Raw genomic sequence first — 20,860 nt, forward strand, 5'->3', positions numbered from 1 at the left:
AGTTTTCACGACGCGAATAAGGGATGTTAAGGCGGAATCTCAAAGGAGACTATTAAAGGGAAATACGACCCCTCCCAAAAGAGTTCGGGGTTAAGGTACAAAAAGTGGGTATGGAATCCGGCGTAACCGCTGATCAGACGGGATAAATGAGGGTTTTATAATCCCAGGGGCATTATAAAAAGGTGTCTGCCGCGAAATAGACGGGAAGCCGACTCCGATGTGATATGAGGCGGCAGGTCAGGCAGGCAGCCATCCGACATGCGCACCTCAGCGGGAAAACCATCCCCCTACCGGCAGAACATTTATGTCGAGGAAGCCGGGGAAACATGCGCTTGCCCCTCCGCCATGAGGACGACTTCAAGCACTCAATCAACGCAACCGACAGCCGACTCCCAAACTCGCTAAAGTGCGCGACAACCGGGTGCTTCCGGTAGCAGCTGATCGTTGCGAAACCGGCAAGCAAGAAGGCCACCAGACACTGGTCCGGTCCCACTTCCCGCAAAGCCCCACAGACACACCGCCTATCAACCACAGCGGGTAAACAGGCTGCAGGAGACCCGTTTACGGACTCGTTGCGGCAGCCTAACAGCACAAGCCCTAGAAGGGCATGGAAGATCCATCTGAAGTGCCCTGGCTTCCACCATCCACCGATCCCCCTAGAGGTACCAACAAACGTGGATGCCAAGCTGCATGCCGCCGTGGGCTAAAACCCCGTTTCCCCGCTACGCGACACGCCGACCCATACACACATTTTGCACCTTAACCCGCCTTTTCTTGACCCTTACGTAGGGCACAAAAATAGCCCCTCACCAGTTGTTTTGGTGAGGGGCTATGCGGTGGAGCCGGCGGGAATTGAACCCGCGTCCTTCGCTATCTTGCCAGGGCTTCTCCGTGCGCAGTTCGCGCTGGATCTCTGCTTGACCCTCCGGCTCGGACGAACACGTTCCGGATGATGGGCCCAGCCTCAAGTAGATGTCCTTTCCGGCCCTTGGGGCGAAACCGGAAAGCAAGTCCCTTAGTCGATGCCGGTTACCGGGTCAGGGACGAACCCGGACCGACAGACTTGCGGTCGCTGATTAGGCAGCGAGGGCGAAGTCGCGCTGAGTGTTCTCGGCGCTTATGAAAGTGCAACGACGCTTACGGTGGTCGTGGCCTGCACCGGCACGCTTCCCCTGGCTCAACCAGCGAAGTCGAAACCATGTCGACCCCGTGGGTTGCCTGCGGCGGGTGGGCGCTTGCAGCCCGTAAAAACCGCAGGAACAGTTACGTTACAACCGGCTGCAGGAAAGGTCAACATTCATCCGGCCGAAAGGGCTGTCTGTGCTGGTCGCTGGTTTCTTCCGGACCGCGGCTCGTGGCATTTCCGTTATCCGGCGGGGAATCAACCTGCGGTTTCCTGCTTGGGTCACTTTTTCCAACCGCTTCCGTGGTGGATTTATTCCACCGTTTTTTCGCTTTCGCTGAACGCCGGTAACGGCGGAAAGCAATGGTTCCGACCACAATGGCCATCAGCAACGGTTTCAAAAGACTGTGGTCATCGAGCCAGTCCAACCAGTTCCACACGGGCCAGCCGCTGATGTCGGGGAAAGGAATGTGGATATCCGGCCACGGGATGGTGATCTTCGGCCACTGTATGTCAGGCCAGGGGATGGTGATGTCCGGCCACGGGATGGTGATCGAAGGCCAGGTGATGTGAAAATCCGGAAACAGTGATCTCAACCATCTGATGGCGGCAGCCAGCAGCGGCCCGAGAACAAGCAGCGCAATAAGCCACCCTGTTTTACCCAGCCCCACCACAACAGGCAGCAGGAATGCCTTCAGTGGGCTGGATTCCATGGCGGCAATGCGTTTGGCGCCCACTGATCCTTCCGGGGCGGACATAGCCACCCACGGGTCTTTTTTCTCCTGCCGGACAAACACCGCGAGGATCTCCCTGTCCGCGCGCTTGTCGATCTGCAGCCAGCACAGGCGTTTGTCCTTGCCGAGCAAAACATTGAGTTCCGACCCGTAGCCGGCCGCCACATGTTTGAGGATCTGCTCCCTGCCCCCTGTCACTTCCTTCGCGCGGTGGACGACTTTTCCGTCACAGACCACAATGAAGCCGCGGGACAGCCCGTCGGACAACCTCGACAACACCGTCTTGCCGAGACTTTTCACATCCTTTTTGCGGTTGGTTTCCTCTTTTGCCCCTTGTTCCCGCATCTCACGGGTCCGGTTGTCCAGTCGCTCAAGTTCGGCCGCGTCGATTGTCGCCGAGGGGCCTTCCTGCCCTTCGCCATCAGAGCCGTCCGAGCCGTTTTTGTGCAGGGTGTTGCCGTCATCATCGAGGTACCATCCCGGATCAATGGCAGCCAACAGGTCCCGTGGCCCAGCTATGAAATCAAGGGGGCCGATCCCCGGGTGGTCGATGGTCCAGTGCTCGAGGTGACCAGATGTTTTGTCATTATCCATACGTTTTCATCCTCGTGTGGGCTGGGGCCTGACGATAGTGACCGATGGGCTCGCCGAGTGTGGACGTGCCCCTCAGCAGGCCGCAATCACGGATTGGCGCACCCCGGCGAATCTCCCCGTGTCAAGCGACATGATTGTTGGGGACACTCAGTGACATGTTGTTCACACAGGCCGGTGTTGGTGGGGTTGGGGCTGGCCAATCACCTACGCCGTGTGGCCTGTTGGCCGGACAGGTCCCGGTATGTGGCCCCGCTGTCTCCAGCGCTGTTGATGAGGCTAGGGCCGGCGGGGATACCGCGGACGGTGAGGTACTGGTCGACCGTATGGCCGGCCGGTCCGGGATGCGTGGGATAGGTTCAGCCGATGAAAAACCCGCCGTCCGGCGGTGATGCGCAGTAACGGCGGGAAAGGTGTGCTGTTGGATGGAAATCCTGGACTGTATCCGTTGCTCAGGCGTTGATGCCCTTGATCCGGCGGCCGAGTTCCCGGGTGATTTCCCGTTCCTCGGTGCGGCGTTTGATGTCCTGGCGTTTGTCGTACTCCTGCTTACCGGTGGCCAGCCCGAGTTCGACCTTGACCCGTCCGCCCTTGAAATACAAAGACAGCGGAATAAGGGTCCGGTTGCCGTCGCGGACTTTACCCATCAGGGAATCGATTTCGCGGCGGTGCAGCAGAAGTTTCCGGGTTCGTTTCGGCGCATGGTTGGTCCAGTTGCCGTGCGAATACTCGGGAATATGCAGGTTGTGCAGCCACACTTCACCGCGGTCGATATTCGCGAAGGCGTCAACGAGTGACACTTTCCCTTCGCGGATCGCCTTGATTTCGGTTCCCACAAGGCAGATGCCGGCTTCGAAAGTGTCCAGGATTTTGTAGTCGTGGCGTGCCTTGCGGTTGGTCGCCACGACCGGGTTGGACGATGCTTTCTTCTTTTTAGCCATAACCCGGCAAATCCTAGCGGATCACCGCTGTGACCGGCAACTTTCTGCCTGTCTTCTAGGCTCTGACATACAGCCGCAGGGTCAGTTGCGCGGTTGCCGCGGCAAAAGCGATACCGATGACGGCCACCACGGGCGCGGTGACCCAGATGTCGGCGTCGGTGATCGGGGCTATCAGCCGTGACTCATACAGTGGACGCAGTGCTTCATCAACCACCAGACGCTTGCCGGTGAACAGACCGGCAATGGCGAACACCGAACCCAAGACCGCGGCAAAGACAGCCTCCAAAATAAACGGGAAGTTCGTGTACCAGCGGGACGCGCCGACCATGCGCATGATCGAGACTTCTTCCCGGCGCGAGTAGGCGGCGATCTGCACCATGTTGACGATCAGAAACAGTGAGGCGATGGCCTGGATGACGGCCACAACAAAAGTGGCGTTTCTGATTGAATCAAGGTTGTGCGTGGCATCGCGCAGGTCATCACCCTGGTCGATGATCGAATCGACCTGGTCCATATTGCGGACCTTGTCCAGCGGGGTGGTATCCAGCGGATCTGTCAGCCGCACATGGAGTGCCGCGAACAGTGCTTCGGGGGAGGTCTCCTGCACCAGGGCCGGGTTGGAGTCTTTGAACACCTCCACGAAACGCCGGTAGGACTCCTCCCGGTTTTTGAAGGTGACACTGGCCACGCCTTGTGCGCCGTTCAACGCGTCGTAGACCTCACGGCAGGCGGGCGAGGAACAGTCCGGGTCCTTGGCGGAGATGGTTTCGTCGAGTTCGACCATGACCTCGACACGGTCCAGGTAAATCTCTTTGGTCCGCTCGGTCATGGAGGTGAAAAGAAAACCGGTGGCCAGCAATGCCAGGGAAATCGCGGTGGTAATGACCAGGGCGATGGTCATGGTCAGGTTGCGCCCCAGACCCTGGAGTGCCTCTTTGAAAACGAAGTTCACCGCTTGTCCCCTTCTGCAGTGGCTGTGCCGGAAATTCCCGTTGTGGTCATGGTGGTGTGTGTCCGCATTACTTTTTTCACGACTCTCAGGCGTCGAATCCGTAGAGTCCGCGTTCATCGTCGCGGACGATTTTGCCGAGGTTGAGTTCAATGACCCGGCGGCGCATCTGGTCGACGGTCTGCGCATTGTGGGTCGACATCACCACGGTGGTGCCGGCTTTGTTGATGCGGTTCAAAAGAACCATGATCTCTGCGGCGGTTTCCGGATCCAGGTTGCCGGTCGGTTCGTCGGCCAGCAGCACCAGCGGCCGGTTGACGTACGCCCGGGCTATTGCCACACGCTGCTGCTCACCGCCGGACAGTTCATGCGGGTAGCGGTCGGCTTTCGCCCCCAGGCCCACCAGGTCGAGGGTTTCCGGCACCAGTTTGTCGATGTGGCGGCGGCGTTTACCGATCACCTGCAGGGCGAAGGCCACATTGTCGTAGACGTTCTTTTTCTGCAGCAGACGGAAATCCTGGAAGACGTAGCCGATGGTCTGCCGCAGTTTGTTGATCTGCCCGCCCTTGAGCTGCCCGACATTGAAATCGGCGACCGTCACCGACCCTGCGGTGGGTTCCTCCTCTTTGAGGATCAGCTGCAGGAAGGTGGATTTTCCCGATCCGGACGGGCCGATGAGGAAGACGAAGTCCCCTTTGCCGATTTCCACCGACACATCATCCAGGGCGGGTCTGGTGGAGGTTTTGTAGGTCTTGGTGACATGGTCGAACGTGATCACCCCATTAACACTAGTTTACTGCTTTACCATTTCCCAGCGCCCGTGGCCGCCGCCGGGAAACAGCAACGGTCGGCGCAGCGGGACACTGGTGCCGCAGACACTGAAAACCCACCTGCCCGGACAATCGGATGATGACCGCACAGGTGGGATCAATGAGCACGTGTTCCGGCGGATGGGATCGGCGGGCTATCCTTCCGCGGCGGCGGATTGTTCGTTCATGCGCCAGCGGATACCGGCTTCCAGAAAGCCGTCGATATCGCCGTCGAGCACTTTGGAGGGGTCGTTGACCTCGAAATTGGTGCGCAGGTCTTTGACCATCTGGTAGGGGTGCAGCACGTAGGAGCGCATCTGGTTGCCCCACGAGTTGCCGCCGTCACCTTTGAGCGCATCCATCTCGGCGCGTTCTTCCAGGCGTTTGCGTTCCAGCAGTTTCGCCTGCAGCACCCGCATGGCCGAGGCTTTGTTCTGGTGCTGGTCTTTTTCGTTCTGGCAGGTAACCACAATGCCGGTGGGAATGTGTGTCAGCCGCACCGCCGAGTCGGTGGTGTTGACCGACTGGCCACCCGGACCGGAGGACCGGTAGACATCGACCCGGAGATCAGAATCCGCGATCTCGATGTGGTCGGTGGTTTCGACCACCGGCAGCACTTCCACTTCGGCGAACGAGGTTTGGCGGCGGCCCTGGTTGTCGAAGGGGCTGATGCGCACCAGCCGGTGGGTGCCCTGCTCCACCGACAGGGTGCCGTAGGTGTAGTCGCCGTGGACGACGAAGGTGGCCGATTTGATGCCGGCTTCCTCCGCGTAGGAGATGTCGTAGATATCGACTTTGTAGCCCTGTTTGTCGGCCCACCGGGTGTACATGCGCATCAGCATCTCCGCCCAGTCGGCGGCATCCACCCCACCGGCGGCAGAGCGGATGTTGATGACCGCCTCCCGCTCGTCGTAGTCGCCCGAGAGCATGGTTTTGACTTCATAGGCCTCGATTTCGGCGCGCAGATCTTTGCGTTCCTCATCGGCTAATTCGGTGCCCTCACCTTCCTCCTCCGCCAGTTCATACATCACCGGCAGGTCGGTGAGCCTGCTGCGCAGTCCCTCCAGCTTTTTCAGCTCGGCCTGCGTGTAGGACAATTTCGAGGTGATTTTCTGGGCGTTGTCGGGGTCATCCCACAGGCCCGGGTCAGAGGCGGTCATCTCCAGTTCACGGATCTGCTCGGCCATCTGCTCCGGGTCTTTGACTTTCTCGATCGAGGTCAAAATCCTGTCGAGTTCTGCCACATCTGCTGTCACATCGGGTTGCACAGTGGTCAATGCTACTTGCCGGGGGCATGATGGGGACTATGACCCCATCATCGTCCAGTTCCCCCGACCATCCCGTGGACATTCACGCCCTGGTCCGCTCCACCACCGAACGGTTCATCGATGACCACCGCACCACCGGTGACGGTGATCTGGGCTGCGCCCTGGTCCGCACCGCCGGACAGTTGGCCGAGGACATCCGGTGCGGCGGACTGACGATCGAATACAAAACCTCCATCTCCGATGTGGTCACCGAAGCCGACAAAGCCGCCGAGTATTTTGTGGCCACCGCACTGACCGAGCTTCGCCCCAACGACGGGCTGCTCGGCGAGGAAGGCGCTGCAGCTCCCCCGCGCTCGGGCCGGACATGGGTGATTGATCCGGTCGACGGCACCTACAACTTCACCTCCGGATCGGACTACTGGTGTTCGGCACTGGCGCTGGTTGAAGGCGACCCGGCCGACCCGGACGAGATTCTGGTCGGGGCGGTCCACCGCCCGATCCCGGGGATCACCTGGCTGAAAAAACCGGGAAGCCCCACGCTGCGCAACGGACAACCGGTTGCCCATCCCCTTGCTGAACGCCCCGCCGACGCCGTCTCGGTGGGCACCTATTTGCACCCCAGCCGTATGGGCAATGACCGGATACGCCTGCCGTGGCTGGCAGTCGTCGAAGACTTCGCCTGCCTGCGCATGGCCGGCGCCGCCAGCGTCGATCTGGCCGGTATCAGCGAAGGACGGATCGGCGGCTGGCTGCAGCATTCGGTCCATGACTGGGATTGGCTGCCCGGCCGGGCCCTGGTGGAAGGAGCCGGTGGCAGAACAGCCGAAAAAACAGTCGGCCCGGTGACCTGGAAACTGGCCGGCAATGCCCGCACCGTTGAGGACATGCTGGCTGCTTTCGACGACTACCTCGCCGGGAGCTGACACAGACAGACGGCACCGGCGGACGAAGATGACTCTCGGCCGACCGGCACCCCATTGGCAGGCCCCCTCAGCACTTCCGGGGCCACTGAAGCCTCAACGGCGGAGGTTTCAGTGGCCCCGGTTGGACATGTCTGCCCCTTCTTATCCCACAGGGCGGGAAAACCGCGGCCCTCAGGCGGTGCCGGTCACGGGTTTGCTGTTGCTCGCCCGTCACCGGTGCCCGCCTGCCGGCTGCATGGTGGTGCCAGATATTCAGTTTTCCCGGCTGCTTGTTGACTTCCGTCAGCCGTCAGTGCCTTTTCCTGCGCCGGGTCACCGAAAGCAACAGGACTCCTGCCGCCGTGGCCGCGAGACCGAGAACCAGACTTGCCAGCAGTTGTTCCCCGGGACCGGTGCGGGCCAGGAGTGTCTGTCTGAGCGCATCGGGTTCGGCTGCTTCCGTGTCCGGCTGCGGCAAGGCGGTGGTTGCCTGCGGGGCGGAGGCCTCTTTGGCGATTCCCTTCTGCGGGGCCACAGGAGCCGGAGCAGGTGCAGCCGGAGCAGGTGCAGCCGGAGCAGGTGCAGGTGCAGCCGGTGCTGGAGCAGGTGCAGCCGGTGCAGGTGCTGGTGCCGGTTTGGGCATGGCCCCCACCACCAGCGGTATTGCTGCCGCACCCACCAGAATCGGGGCAACCCATGCCAGATCGTCGGAGGAGCCCGATGATGCCTGCTCAGCAGGTTCGCTTGTCGGGTGCGGCGCCGGGGTGGGTTCCGGATCAGGGGTGGGTTCCGGATCTGGGGTGGGTTCCGGATCAGGGGTGGGTTCCGGATCCGGGGTGGGTTCCGGATCAGGTTGCGGTTGTTCATCCACTGTGGTGCTGGCATCGGGTGAGGCTGCATCGGTGGCCGGGCGGGTGAACACCACGGTGATGGTCTCACCGCCGATGAATTTCTCATCCACAGTCGCCGTGACCACACCTGCGGCGGACATTGCCGGGGTGACGGTGATCTCCTGCGTGATACCACCAGCGGTAACAACCACGACGTCACCGGCAACCAGCAGTCCGCCGACTGGCCGGATGACCACTTCGCTGGTGCCGCGCCTGGGTTTGTCGATAATCGGAGTGGGCATGACCACGCCCACTTCATTTCCTTCCGAGGACACATCACTGGTTGGTCCCCCGCCGTTGGTGACGCCGATGGTGATGCCGCCGACAATGACCCCGGTGACAACCGTGACTTTTCCTGCCGCAGCCTGCTCGGGCGTGACAGTGTGGGTGACGGTCATCTCCCCGACCTTGAGTGTCAGCACATCACCGGCAACGAATTTCTCGCCGTCGGCCGGGGTGACGGCGACAGTGGTGTCACCGGTTGTTGCCGCGGCAACCACCGGGGTTGCGGGAGTGACCTGCAAAACGCCGGTTGCCCTGTCGGAGAATTCCTTGCCCGGTTGTTTCGCCCGGGCCGATATCGGACTGCCGTCAGGGGCGTTGTTGACCGGCAGGGTCACCGAATAGGTGCCGTCGGTGACAGTGGCGGTGGCCCGGCGTTCCAGACCGTTGCCGTCAACCCAGCTGATTTCCACCAGGGTCCCGTCGGTAGCGTCTACCGTCCCGGAGATCACGGCATTGTTGCCGCGAATCTGTTCACCCTTGATTGTCGGGGTTGGGGTGGGGTCCAGCGGCTGTTCAACAACTGTCAGCGGAACCGTGGGCAGTTTCCCTTCCAATCCACCGGTGATGGTGACAACCGTGGCTTCACCGGGCGTGGTGGGTGTGGTCGGGGTCACTGTCGCCGAGTAGCTGCCGTCCGGGTTTTTCTTCAGTGTCACAGGTCCGTCGACTCCCGGTACCGTGACAGTGATCTCATCCGGCATACCGTCACCCGAATAGGGGTCACCGTACTGGTCACGCGGGGTGACGGTGACGGTCACCGGTGTTCCGGTGTCAACAACCCCGACCACCTGGCCCTCACTCTTGGTGGCAATCATGCCGGTACGTGCCGCATCAAATCGTGGGGCACGTGGAACGGTGACAGGATCACCGGGCTGTGTCTTACCGAATGTGTTGCTGTTGGTGACGGTGATGGTCTCCCCGCCGAAGAGTTCTGTCGCCAGCGGGATGTCCACCAGACCGGACACAGCCTGCTCTTCGGTAAGTGTCACCGACACCGGGGTGTCCACCCCATCGAGCGTGACCACAATGTCCACGGTGTCCCCGGCCAGGAACACCTGCCCCGAGGCGGGAACAACAGTGAGTTTTCCGTCACCGGTGGCCGGCTGGCTGATCACCGGTACCGCCACCGGCAGCACAATCAGTGAGGTACCCGGTGTCTTCTCGGCACCGGCCACAGGCCCGTCGGTGATCTCATCAACAGTGATTGTTCCGGTGACGGCCACAGCGGTATCGATCCGGGTGCTGTAGGCCCCGTCCGCTGTCCGGGTCAGGGTGACCGGTCCGTCAACACCGGGAACAGTCACAGTCACGGTCTCCGGCATTCCGGTCGGTCCGAAGGGTTCGCCGTCGGAGCCGACAGGAGTAAAGGTGACTGTCACCGGGCCGCCGACCTGCTGGACGGGAGGATCAACTGTCAAGGTGGACTGGGTGGGATCAAAAATCGCGCCGACGGTGACAGGTTCCCCCTCAACCGGATCGGATGACCCGTTGGTGTTGGTGACGCCTATCGTTTCACCGCCGCGGATTTTCCCGCCCAGGTCGATGACAACCGGGGTTCCCGGTGTGTAATCGTCCGACAGACGCACTGTTTTTTTGTTCCCGTCAACGGTGATCGTGATTGTGTCGCCGGGCAGGAACGGTACAGCCGGATCGGCCGGTTCCACGGTGACCGTGGTATCGCCGACCTGCGGCTGGGCGATGACAGGTTCAGCCACACCGAGCACCGTCAACGATGCCGGCCCGGTGTTCTCCAGCCCTGCGAAAGAGCCTTCCGTAATCGGTGCAAGCACAACATCACCTGCAGCCGCTGCCGTCGGGGTGACTTCAGCCCGATAAGTGCCATCCTCCTGCTTGTCCAGCGTGACCGGTCCGTCCACACCGGGGACCGTGACAGTCACAGCCTCCGGGGCATCAGCAGGCGTGAACACCTTGCCATCAGAACCCATAGGCGTGAAGGTGACGGTCACCGGCTCACCCAACTGGATGGTCTCCGAAGAAACCTCCAGGGTTGAAGCCGAGGGATTGCTGATCACCGCAACCGTGACCGGTTCACCCGGCACTTCGGTACCTGCGGTATTGCGGTTGACAGAGGTAATCGTCTCACCGCCGACAATCGCGGTATCCAGTTCCACCACCAGCGCAGTACCGGGTTCGTAATCTGCCGGTACTTCCACGGTGGAGGTCTTGTCACCAATGGTGACAGTCACCGTATCGCGGGGGCGGAAAGGCTCGCCCTCTGCTGCGGTAATGGTGACAGTGGTATCGCCCACCGCCGGAACTTCAACCACAGGCTTGGCCACACCGAGCACCGTCAACGATGCCGGCCTGGTGTTCTCCAGCCCTGCGAAAGCCCCTTCCGTAATCGGTGCAAGCACAACATCACCTGCAGCCACTGCCGTCGGGGTGACTTCAGCCCGATAAGTGCCATCCTCCTGCTTGTCCAGCGTGACCGGACCGTCCACACCGGGGACCGTGACAGTCACAGCCTCCGGGGCATCAGCAGGCGTGAACACCTTGCCATCAGAACCCATAGGCGTGAAGGTGACGGTCACCGGCTCACCCAACTGGATGGTCTCCGAAGAAACCTCCAGGGTTGAAGCCGAGGGATTGCTGATCACCGCAACTGTCACCGGGGTGCCTTCTTGCCGGGCACCAAACTTGTTGGTGTTGGTCGGGGTGAGTGTTTCCCCGCCCTTCAACGGCCCGTCGAGGTCAATTCTTACCGGATCGCCGGCGGTGTAGTCATCCGGCACCACAACCACATACGGCTTGTCACGACCGGGAACATCAACCGAGATACTGTCACCCGGCCGGAAGGGAACATCCCCCTGCAGGGCGGTGATGGTCAGCCAGCTGTTGCCGACCTGGGGCTGGGCGATCACGGGAACCGCGACACCAAGCACCCGCAGCGGTTTCGCCGGGGTTTGATCGAGTCCCGCGAAAGGACTGTCCTCGGCGATGGGCAGCATTTCCACTTTGCCGGTGGCAGGTGCCGTCGGGGTGACTTCAGCCCGATAAGTGCCATCCTCCTGCTTGCCCAGCGTGACCGGTCCGTCCACACCGGGGACCGTGACAGTCACAGCCTCCGGGGCGTGGGCGGGACGGAAGATTTCACCGTCGGAGCCTGCCGGGGTGAAGGTCACCGTCGTGGTATCACCCACCTGGATTTTCTCCTTTGTCAGGGTCAGCTTCGATCCCGGCGCGTTCGGGATGATCGGTACGATCACTTTTTCGCCGTCCCTGGTGGTGCCGGGGCTGTTGGCGTTGACCGCGGTGATCGTCTCACCGCCGGCAATCGGGGTATTCAGTGTCACGGTCAACGGGTCCCCTGCTTTGTGGTTGTTCGGGACAGCCACCGTGTAGATTGTGCCGTCCACTGTGATGGTGACGGTGTCACCGGGTTGGAAAGGTTCAGCGTCATCTGCGGCATTGACGGTGACAGTGTCTTCACCGACGGCGGGCACCGTGATGTCCGGGACCGCCACACCAATTACTGTCAAAGGTGCGGCGGGGGTTTGTTCGAACCCGGCCAGCGGTCCTTCGGTAATCGGGGTGATCCTGGCTTCACCAGATGCGGCTGTGGTCGGGGTGACTTGAGCGGTGTAGGTCCCGTCACCCTGCCTGTGCAACGCGACAGGCTCCTCAACACCAGGAACCGTCACCATCACAGTCTCCGGGGCGTTGTCGGGGCGGAAGGTTTCACCGTTGGAGCCCACCGGTGTGAACGTGACCGTGATTTCCTTGCCGAGCGGAATGGTGTTTTCCGACAGGGTGAGACTCGAGCCGGTGGGCACCGGTTGGATCGGTACAACCACGTCATCACCGTTCACCCGGGTTTCTGCCGTGTTGATGTTGCTGACGGTGATGGTCTCCCCGCCGACAATCGGGCTGTTCAGGGGAAGCTTCACTACTTCGCCTGCTGTGTAGTCATCCGGGACAGTCACCTCGTAGGGCTTGGCGTGCCCTGGCACGGTGACGGTAACGACGTCCCCGGGCTGGAACCCGACCGCCGCATCAGCGGCCGAAATAGTCAGGATGGTATCCCCCACCTGCGGCTGGGTGATCTGCGGTCTCGCGACACCAACCACGGTCAGCGGTGGTGCCTGAACATCACCGATACCGGGGAACGCAGCCTGCGCCTGATCTGTGGGTTCACTGATCGCCACAGTGCCTTCGGCGGCCTGTGCGGGTGTGACACCGGTGGCGGTGTAGGTGCCGTCATTCTGTTTCTCCAAGGTGACAGGCCCCTCGACACCGGGCACGGTGACGGTGATGGCAGCCGGGGCATCAGTCGGGGTGAACGGTTTCCCGTCGGATCCCTTCGGCGTGAATGTCACGTCAATGCTCTCGCCCAGGGGAATCCTGTTGCTCGTCACCGCCAGTTCCGACTGGGCGGGATCAAAGATCACCTCCACCGTCACCTGGCTACTGACGGCAATGAAGTCGGTGGTGTTGGTGTTGATGGCGACGAAGGTTTCACCACCCACCAAGGACTCACCCAGGGGGTGGACGACAACCTGTTTTTCCGCTTCTTCGGCGGTGACGGTGTGCGCCACGGGATTGTCCGCGTCGTCGTCGACCACGAGGTAGATGACATCACCTTCCATGAACCGCTCGGGGGTTGTGCCTTGCGGCGCATAAGGGGTGATGGTCAGTTCTGTCTCACCCACCACAGGTTGGGTGATCGCCGGCCGGCCGGGTCCCACCCGGTAGGGCTGTCCTTCAGAAGACTGGTCTGCGCCATTGGTGTTGATCACCGACAGTGTTTCACCACCTGCGAGCACCCGCCCGTCCGGCAGGTCGACTGCGAAAGCCTGGTTGGCGGCGACTTCGTCGTCGGTGACTTTGTGGGTGACCGGATTGTCGGTATCACCGTCGATGATGATGGTGATGGTGTCACCGGCGATAAACCGCTGTCCTTTGGCGGGGCTGACCGCAATGCGGCTGCTGCCGGGTCGGGTTTCGGCGACAGGGGTGCCGTCGGCGTCCATGGCTTGATCGACGATCTCGGGTTTGCCGACGCCGACGGTGACGGTGTTGCCGGGGTTGTCCCGGTAGTTGTTGTTGCCCGGGTAGCCGACGGTGTTGGTGACGGTGATTTTTTCCCCGCCACGCAGCGCGGGAACAGTAATCGTCACTTCCCCGTCATCGCCGATTGTTTCTTTCACTTCCGCCCGGTATGTCTTGCCGTCGACGGTGATGCGCACAATATTTCCGGGAATAAAACGCTCACCCTTGGCAGGGCGGACTGTCACTGTTGTCTCGCCAATCTCGGCGGGCTGGACAACCGGCCTGGCCGGCCCCACCACCACCCGGTTTCCGGTTTTGCTCGACGAATCGTCGGCGGCAGCCGAAGTGACGGTGACAACCTCACCGCCGCGGAAAGTGTCCCGCGGATCATCCGGGTTGGGGCCGGTTTTTTTCAGTGGCACAACAATATTTCCGCTGGCCGCCTGTACAGCGGTCACAGTCACTGTCACAGGATCACCGTCAACAGTGACGGTGATCCGGTCACCGGCGATAAAGCGCTGGCCGTCGGCCGGGGTGACAGTCACCGATGAACTGCCGATGGCAGGTTCGGTGATCTGCGGGGTGGCGACATCCGCGGAAACCGTATTACCGGTCACCACCGGGGTGCTGTCGGCGGTTGTGCGGTTGCTGGTGAAAATCTTCTCCCCGCCGCGCAGCGGACCAATCTCACCGAGTTCCACGGACACTTTGCCTGCGGCAGCTTCCTCGGCGGTTATTTCCCGGGTGATTTCTTTCCCGTCGACATGGACGGTGAGACTATCGCCGGCGGTGAACTTTTCGCCGTCTTTGGCGGTGACGGTGACACTGGTATCACCGATTGAGACCTCGGCTGTGACCGGTTCCGCCGGGTCGACGGTGACGATGTTTCCGCCGACCACCACACCGGCGCTGCCGGTATTGGTGACGGAGACAACCTCATCACCGGTAAAAGCCGGGCTGCGGGTGAGCGTCACAACACCGGAGTCCGCCTGCTCTTTCGTGATTTTCCTGGTGATGGTCTCACCGTTGACGGTGACAGTGATCAGATCACCGGCGACGAAACGCTGACCTTCCTTCGGCCGCACGGTGACGGTGGTATCGCCCTTGGCGGGCTGGTCCACCACCGGCTGGCCGGGATCGACTGTCACCGGGGATCCGGTGGAGGTTTCACCGGCCGCATTGGCAAGTTTCACACCGATGATTTCCCCGCCGGCGAACACTTCACCGTCCGGCAGGGAAATAACCACAGCACCTGCCGCAGCTTCCGCAGGCGTGATGGTCGTGGTGTGCTTGGCGCCGTCAACAGTGATGGTGACAGTGTCCCCGGCGATAAACCGCTGCCCTTCCACCGGGCGGGCGGTCACAGTCGAGGTCCCTTTGGCGGGTGTGTCGACTGCCGGTTTGGCCACGCCGACGGTGACGGTATTGCCGTCGGATTGACGGTAATCGTCCCTGCCTTTGGTTCCGGTGGTGGTGCTGACGGTGATTGTCTCCCCGCCGCGCATCGGCGGCAGCGGGCCGACAGACAGGTCACCGGTGGTGGTGGAAATCACAGTAGTGGTGTATTCGACACCGTCCACATTGACCCTGATCACATCACCGGCAACGAAACGCTGGCCGTCGACCGGGCTGACAGTGACCGTGGTATCGCCGATAGCGGCGCGTTCGATCTGCGGGGTGGCCGGTCCGACCACCACCGTGTTGCCGCCTTCGCCTGAGTCCCCGGCACTGTTTTCGGCTTGGACACTGATGCGTTCCCCGCCGGCGATGACTGCACCATCGCCCAACGGAACCTGCACCACACCGGCTGCCGCCTCATCAGTGGAGACAGTCTTGGTGATTGGTGTGCCGTCCACCGTGACAGTGATGAGATCACCGGCAACAAAACGCTGTCCCTCTTTGGGGCTGACGGACACAGCGTTGGCACCGATGGCCGGTTCGTCAACCACCGGGGTTGCCACACCGACAGTGACGGGATCACCGGGAGCTGTCTGGCCGTCAACAGTGTTGGTGACGGTGAGTTTTTCACCGCCAGCAAAACTGTTTCCCGCGGGAAGCTCCACGACCACCCGGCCGCTGGCGGCCTCGGCGGCGGTGACTGTTTTCTCGATTTTTTCCCCGTCGACGGTGACGACAATGGTGTCCCCCTCGTTGAAAGACTGGCCGTCAGCCGGGGTGACTGTCACCGAATCATCGCCGACACTGGGCTGTTCAATCACCGGTGTGGTGATGGTGGTGTTGGTGGCGGTGATGGTGTACTTGCCGGCCTCTTGACCGTTACCTGCGGCAACAACGAAACGAACCGAGTTGTCGGGGCCTGTTTCAGGATCATCCGGCCCCGGGGCATACATGGGGGTGATATTTTCCAGATCAGTGCCGGAACCTGCAGCCCAGGTGGTTGTGCCGACCCCCTGGCCGAGCTGTTCGGTCACCGTGCAGCGGGTGGTCACCGGAACATCGGGGATGGTGAAGCTTTCTGCGTCGCCAATTGTTGCCTCCCCGGCTATACCGCCGCATGCATAAGAGAAGTCGTAGCCGTCGGCGGCGGCACCATCAACGATTTTACGCACCGTTATGGGGTGGGTTTTGATGTTGTATTCGGTGGCGGCCACCAGATCATAGGTGGGTTCCGGTTTGTCTTTCGTCGGAACGGGAACCACAAACCCCATGGTGTAGTCGGTGTTGCCTTTGGGTTCCGGGTCAATGCCCGATTCCCCGACGCTGACTTTGCCGTCGATACCGGCCAGGCCTTGCCCGTTGTCGTCGATGACGAACATCGTTTTCGGCGGCCCCTGCAGATAGGGGTCGTCGACCGGTGCCGGATTGGCAAGCGTGATCTCACACCAGGCGCCGGCCGGCATATTCACCCGGTTCGGTTTGATCAGTTTGCCGGTCGAATCCTGGGCGACCGGTTTGCCGAAGCCGTTTGTCGCCACCCGTTCGCCGCGTTTGAAGAAATCAGTCTGGCCTTTAGCGATCACCCGGTTCGGGGTGGATTTTTTCGCCTCAGCACTGGCCCAGCACCGGTAGGTGAAGGTGTTTTTGTCCAGCGCCTCCACATTCGGGGTCAGTGCGGCAGAGCCGAAACGCATACCGGAGATATTCACCGGCACCTGAACCCGGCTGTAGGTGTTGGTGAAGGTGAAAGAAGCCTTACCGTCGGCGGTGATTTCTTCCCTGGGCCGGTTGTCGTAGTCCGGGCTGGTCGACACGGTCAACTGGGCGGGAACAGCCGGGGTCCGTTCAGTCAGACGGCAGATCGATCCCACCGGAACAAAAGCGTTGTCAGCCGAGGACTTGGGAGGAGAACTCTTCTCTCCCGCCGCCACGGTGACAGTCACCGGCAGCGGGGCATCCGGGTCTTTGGAGGTCGAATCCACCAGCGTGTCGGGCCCCTCGCAGACATAGTCGAATTGGAAGTTGCGGTGGCTGTCTTCCAGCAGCGCCAAATCCTCGTCTTTTTCTGCAAGGTTTTTCTTCACCTTGAATGTGGAGCGCTGGTAGCTGTAGACGTTCAACACCGTCACCAGGCTGGGGGTGCCCTGCTTGACGGTGAAATCAAGTGAGACGTTGGAGTCCTTGTCGTGGGAAGCGTCAACGCTCAACGGCTCACCGGCCGCTTGTGCGCCGATACCCCAGGAAGTCTGTGCGTTGAGACTGGAGGTGTGGCGTCCACCGAAGCGCTCATTGTCGTAGTCAATGGATACCGGACCTGCCTTGTCCTGGTTGACGTGGCAGTTAAGCCCTGCCGGAACACCGTCAAAGGTGACCGAACCGGCATAGGCGGTATTACCGTTATCCGGGGTGGACACAACCAGATCCTCGGTGGCGGTAAAGGTTTCGCCGTCATCGCCTGTACAGGACAGGGTCACCGGGTAGGTGTGGCCGACCGGAAAACCGGTGGCCGCATCCTGGCCGGGGAGGCTCAGGCCCAGATTCACCTGCACTGATCCGAGGGAGCGCCGGAATGTGTTGGTGAATTCGGTTGCCACCGCTTGGTCGTCGACGACATCCTTGTCCACCGGGTCGGCCAGGGTCTGGATCAGCCGGGGATCAACCTGTTGTTTGGCCTCGGTGACCCGGCAGCTGGAGCCGCGGGGAATGTTGGTGAACCGGGCGGTACCGGATTCCGCGGAATCCTCGACCGGCCCGAAGGTGAGGCTGGTGGTTTCATTGTCACCGGTGACAACGGTGCACACCGCATTGAAGGTGAACGGGGTGGAACGGACTGTGTCTTTCAGTGCCTCGGGAATGGCACCGTTCGTTTCGTCGAAGGCGACTTTCTTCTCAACCGTGATGACCCCGTCGCGGATGAAATCCCATCCGGCGGATATGTCGACCTGCTGGCCGTCTTCGGGCACGGTGAATTTCACCGGCTTGCTCAGGGTTTCTGAGATAACGAATGTTTTTTCCCCGTCGGTGCGGGTCGGCGGCGCCTCGGCCTCCATTTTTTCCTTGTCGAATTCAACCGTGCACTCATATCCTGCCGGTGCGTCGGTGCTGACGAAGGTTAAGGTGTCCACGTCACTGCGCGGCTCAAACGAAAACTCGCTGTCTTTGCTGACTCCGGGATCGGCCGGATCCTGGCAGGATAGCGTTCCGTAGACCCTCTCAGGCGCCAGGTTGTAGGGGTCAGAGTCATTGAAGTGGATGCTCACCCCGGAACCCAACGGGTCGTAGGTGTTGGTGAGTTTGACGTTGTTGGCTCCCTCGGCAGTGATCCGCACACCCTCGGAAGTAATCGTCCGGTCGTTCTGGGTGAAGGTCTTCGTCCACGTGGTTCCGGTGGGCACAGCTTTTCCGGCGGGCAGGGTTTCTTCGATGGTGCAGGTTTTACCGACCGGGATCAGCATGTTTCCATTCCGGTCAGCTGCTCTGCCATCGGCGGGGCGGACGGTGATCGTCTCGTCTTTGGTGATGGTGGCGGTGGCGTTCAGCGGTACCAGTTCACCGCCGATAATGCGGGAGCCGCAGGCAATCGCCAGATCATATGTTTCCGGCAGGTTCGCGCCAGCTGTATTGTCGACCACCTGCTTGGTCAGTTGCAGGGTGCCGAACCGGTAGTCGTAGTTTTCCGCGATTGCAGCGGTGATACCGGTGTCCCCGGAGTTGGCGGGAATGGTCACTTCCACGGTTTTCCCGTCTGTGGCGTTGCCGGTGAAAATGGTGTTTCCCGGGACCTCCAGTGCATCTTTTTCTTCGGTGACGGTACACACCGATCCCACCGGAACCTCTGCCGCGGCCACCTTCTCGGCACCGTCGGCCAGGGTCACACTGCCGGAGGAGGCAACCGGTGGATTCGCACCGGGGATTTCACAGGAGAAATCAATGGTTGCGTCCTGTTTGGCCGCCGCGGCGGCTTCGCCTGTGACGGTGCGGGAGATCTTCAGCGGTGCTTTCTCGAAATCGAAGTTGTTGGTGACAGTAACCACCGCGTTCGAGTTGCCGTCGGCATCCTGGTTCGGCAGCACGAAGCTGGCCTGGGTGGGATCCTCCGACGGAACGCCGTTGACCGCGTACGACCAGTTCCACAGGTATTTGTCGTCGTCTTCGCTGTTCAAGCCGGAGGTCTCCACCAGGGTGCAGGACTGCTGCACGGGGAGATCCTTGTTGCTGGTTGTCTCGGCTTCGGAGCTTCCCTGCGGATTGACCGACAGAGGGTGCGCCATATCGCCGGCGGGATCGTTCTGGCAGCGGTAGGTGAACTGGTAATCGCGGTCACGGAAGAACTGGGCGGCCGGTCCCGTGACGACTTTGCGGACCGTCACTGTGCCCATTTTGGTGTTGTAGACGTTGTCGGCGAACACACTGTTGGTGTCCCCGCGGCCGGGCCGCAGAACAATGCTGCGAGTGTCTGCCGGTTCAGGACGACCCTGGCCCACCTGCCACCTTTTTTCGTGGGTCAGGTTATCGGCGTTAAACGGATCAGGTTCGGAGACCCGACAGGTCATGCCTGCGGCCACGTGGTCGATTTCCTCCGAGCGGCCGCTTTTGAAGGTGCGGGTGCCCGACCAATACTTTTCGTAGTCGGGAAAGGCCTGTTTGAGTTCCTCCTGTTTGTCCGCATCCTCGAACGCGCAGGCGTAGTCGAGGCGGAAGTCTTTTCCGGCCAGTTCCGGGAAACCGGAGGCATTGCCTTCGACTGCTTTGCCGAGCTTCAACGTCGTGTTGAGGTTGAATTTGCGGGACCAGGTCACCGTGCAGTTGACATCCACGGCATAATCACCGGCCGCGGGATCGTAGAGCGGCACCACAACTTTCGTTCCCGTCCGGCCACCCATGGTGACCGCTTCCGGGATGGGGGTGTACGGGGTGGTGTCCTCACCGACGGTCCTGCGGCAGGTCCAGGACGGGGTGTAGCGCAAAGCACCCTCGGCACGGTCGGGCATGGACCGGAAAATAGCCTGCTGGCTCTGATCATTGGACAGCAGCAGCGAGCCCTGGGTCGACACCGACAGGTTCTCGTCGTCGGTGCCGACCTCGGGCGCCATCGCCCGGGTGCTTCCCGAACGGAAAATATTCATGTCGAAATGGGTCTGGTCCCCGGAAATTTCGCCGAACTGCTCCACATTGGTGGTGCCGTGGGTGGCGGTCATCATCACCGCCAGGGCAATACCCTGGCCGTTGGGTGAATTCATGGTGACCCTGAACCGCTTCGGGTTTTCCGCCCCCACCATCCACATGCCGACGTTTCCCGCCACACCTTCACAGTGGACATCAGTGGTGCCGATGCCCCGCGGGCTGCCGCCGCACGGAGCCCGGAATCCGCGCGGGGTGAACACACCGATCTTGCGCAACGGCTTGTCGGAGGAGACGTCAATGCTCTCCCCCTGGTTGGTCGATTCCGCATCAGCCATGACGAAACTGAAGCTCGTGTCATGGTAGAGCCCGTCTTCGCCGCGTTCCTTCGCCGAGGTATTGGTGATCTCGACATAGGGGCTGTAGTTGTCACCGGTTCTGGACATCGCATTGAGGACGGTGGGCGGGTTGTCGGCGGTATCCGGGGAGACATAGTAGGAGCCGCCGTCTTTGGTGTTGCCGAACACCGCTTCCCGCCATGTCGGGGCCTTCAAAGCCTGCATACGGTGAGTGCCGTTGCTGTTTTCGTCCCTGATCTTCAGGGTGAACTTCACCCGGTAGTCGTTGGGGAGATCCAGGGTGATGTCCTGGCCGTCATCACTGCGGGCCTGATCAAGGTTCACTTGATCCAGCCGCAGCCAGCACAGTGATGAATCCAAAAAACCGCCCACCCGGAACTGGCACCCCTGCTTGTCGGCGGCCCCGGTAGCCTTCGGCGCACCGGGGCCGGTGATCACCAGCACGGGTCAACGCGAGCATAACCGCACAGACAAGCGAGA

At 61.3% G+C, this 20,860-nt stretch carries 7 protein-coding genes and 1 other RNA gene; 1 reads left to right on the forward strand and 7 read right to left on the reverse strand.

Translation table 11 applies throughout. The features are described 5' to 3' along the window. Positions 1-834: 834 nt before the first annotated feature. The 6 genes from ssrA to prfB all read right to left on the reverse strand — a co-directional run bounded on the left by ssrA (position 835) and on the right by prfB (position 6,415). Positions 835-1,209: a transfer-messenger RNA gene (gene ssrA / locus JZY06_RS03255) on the reverse strand. 81 nt (positions 1,210-1,290) lie between these two features. Then, complete coding sequence (locus JZY06_RS03260; RefSeq protein ID WP_207118392.1) at positions 1,291-2,451, reverse strand: hypothetical protein; 1,161 nt, start codon at positions 2,449-2,451, stop codon at positions 1,291-1,293. 449 nt (positions 2,452-2,900) lie between these two features. After that, complete coding sequence (gene smpB / locus JZY06_RS03265) at positions 2,901-3,389, reverse strand: SsrA-binding protein SmpB (RefSeq protein ID WP_207118393.1); 489 nt, start codon at positions 3,387-3,389, stop codon at positions 2,901-2,903. A 55-nt stretch (positions 3,390-3,444) separates the two neighbouring features. Next, positions 3,445-4,341, reverse strand: coding sequence for a permease-like cell division protein FtsX (gene ftsX / locus JZY06_RS03270; RefSeq protein WP_330617063.1), 897 nt, complete (start codon positions 4,339-4,341; stop codon positions 3,445-3,447). A gap of 85 nt (positions 4,342-4,426) precedes the next feature. Continuing rightward, positions 4,427-5,116 (reverse strand): cell division ATP-binding protein FtsE, encoded by a 690-nt coding sequence (ftsE, locus tag JZY06_RS03275; protein WP_207118395.1) that lies wholly within the window; start codon positions 5,114-5,116, stop codon positions 4,427-4,429. Positions 5,117-5,302: 186 nt separating this feature from the next. Then, positions 5,303-6,415, reverse strand: a complete 1,113-nt coding sequence (gene prfB, locus JZY06_RS03280) for a peptide chain release factor 2 (RefSeq protein WP_207118396.1) — start codon at positions 6,413-6,415, stop codon at positions 5,303-5,305. A 38-nt stretch (positions 6,416-6,453) separates the two neighbouring features. Here prfB and JZY06_RS03285 point away from each other — a divergent pair, with 38 nt between their 5' ends. Next, positions 6,454-7,338, forward strand: a complete 885-nt coding sequence (locus tag JZY06_RS03285) for an inositol monophosphatase family protein (RefSeq protein WP_207118397.1) — start codon at positions 6,454-6,456, stop codon at positions 7,336-7,338. 289 nt (positions 7,339-7,627) lie between these two features. Here the strand turns inward: JZY06_RS03285 and JZY06_RS03290 are convergent, their stop codons facing one another. Further along, positions 7,628-20,704 carry a DUF5979 domain-containing protein gene (locus JZY06_RS03290; protein ID WP_207118398.1) on the reverse strand — a complete coding sequence of 4,359 codons (13,077 nt, stop codon included), beginning with the start codon at positions 20,702-20,704 and terminating at the stop codon, positions 7,628-7,630. Positions 20,705-20,860: the final 156 nt, after the last annotated feature.

The sequence above is a fragment of the Corynebacterium mendelii genome, assembly GCF_017307055.1.
In the GTDB taxonomy this organism is placed as follows: Bacteria; Actinomycetota; Actinomycetes; order Mycobacteriales; family Mycobacteriaceae; genus Corynebacterium; species Corynebacterium mendelii.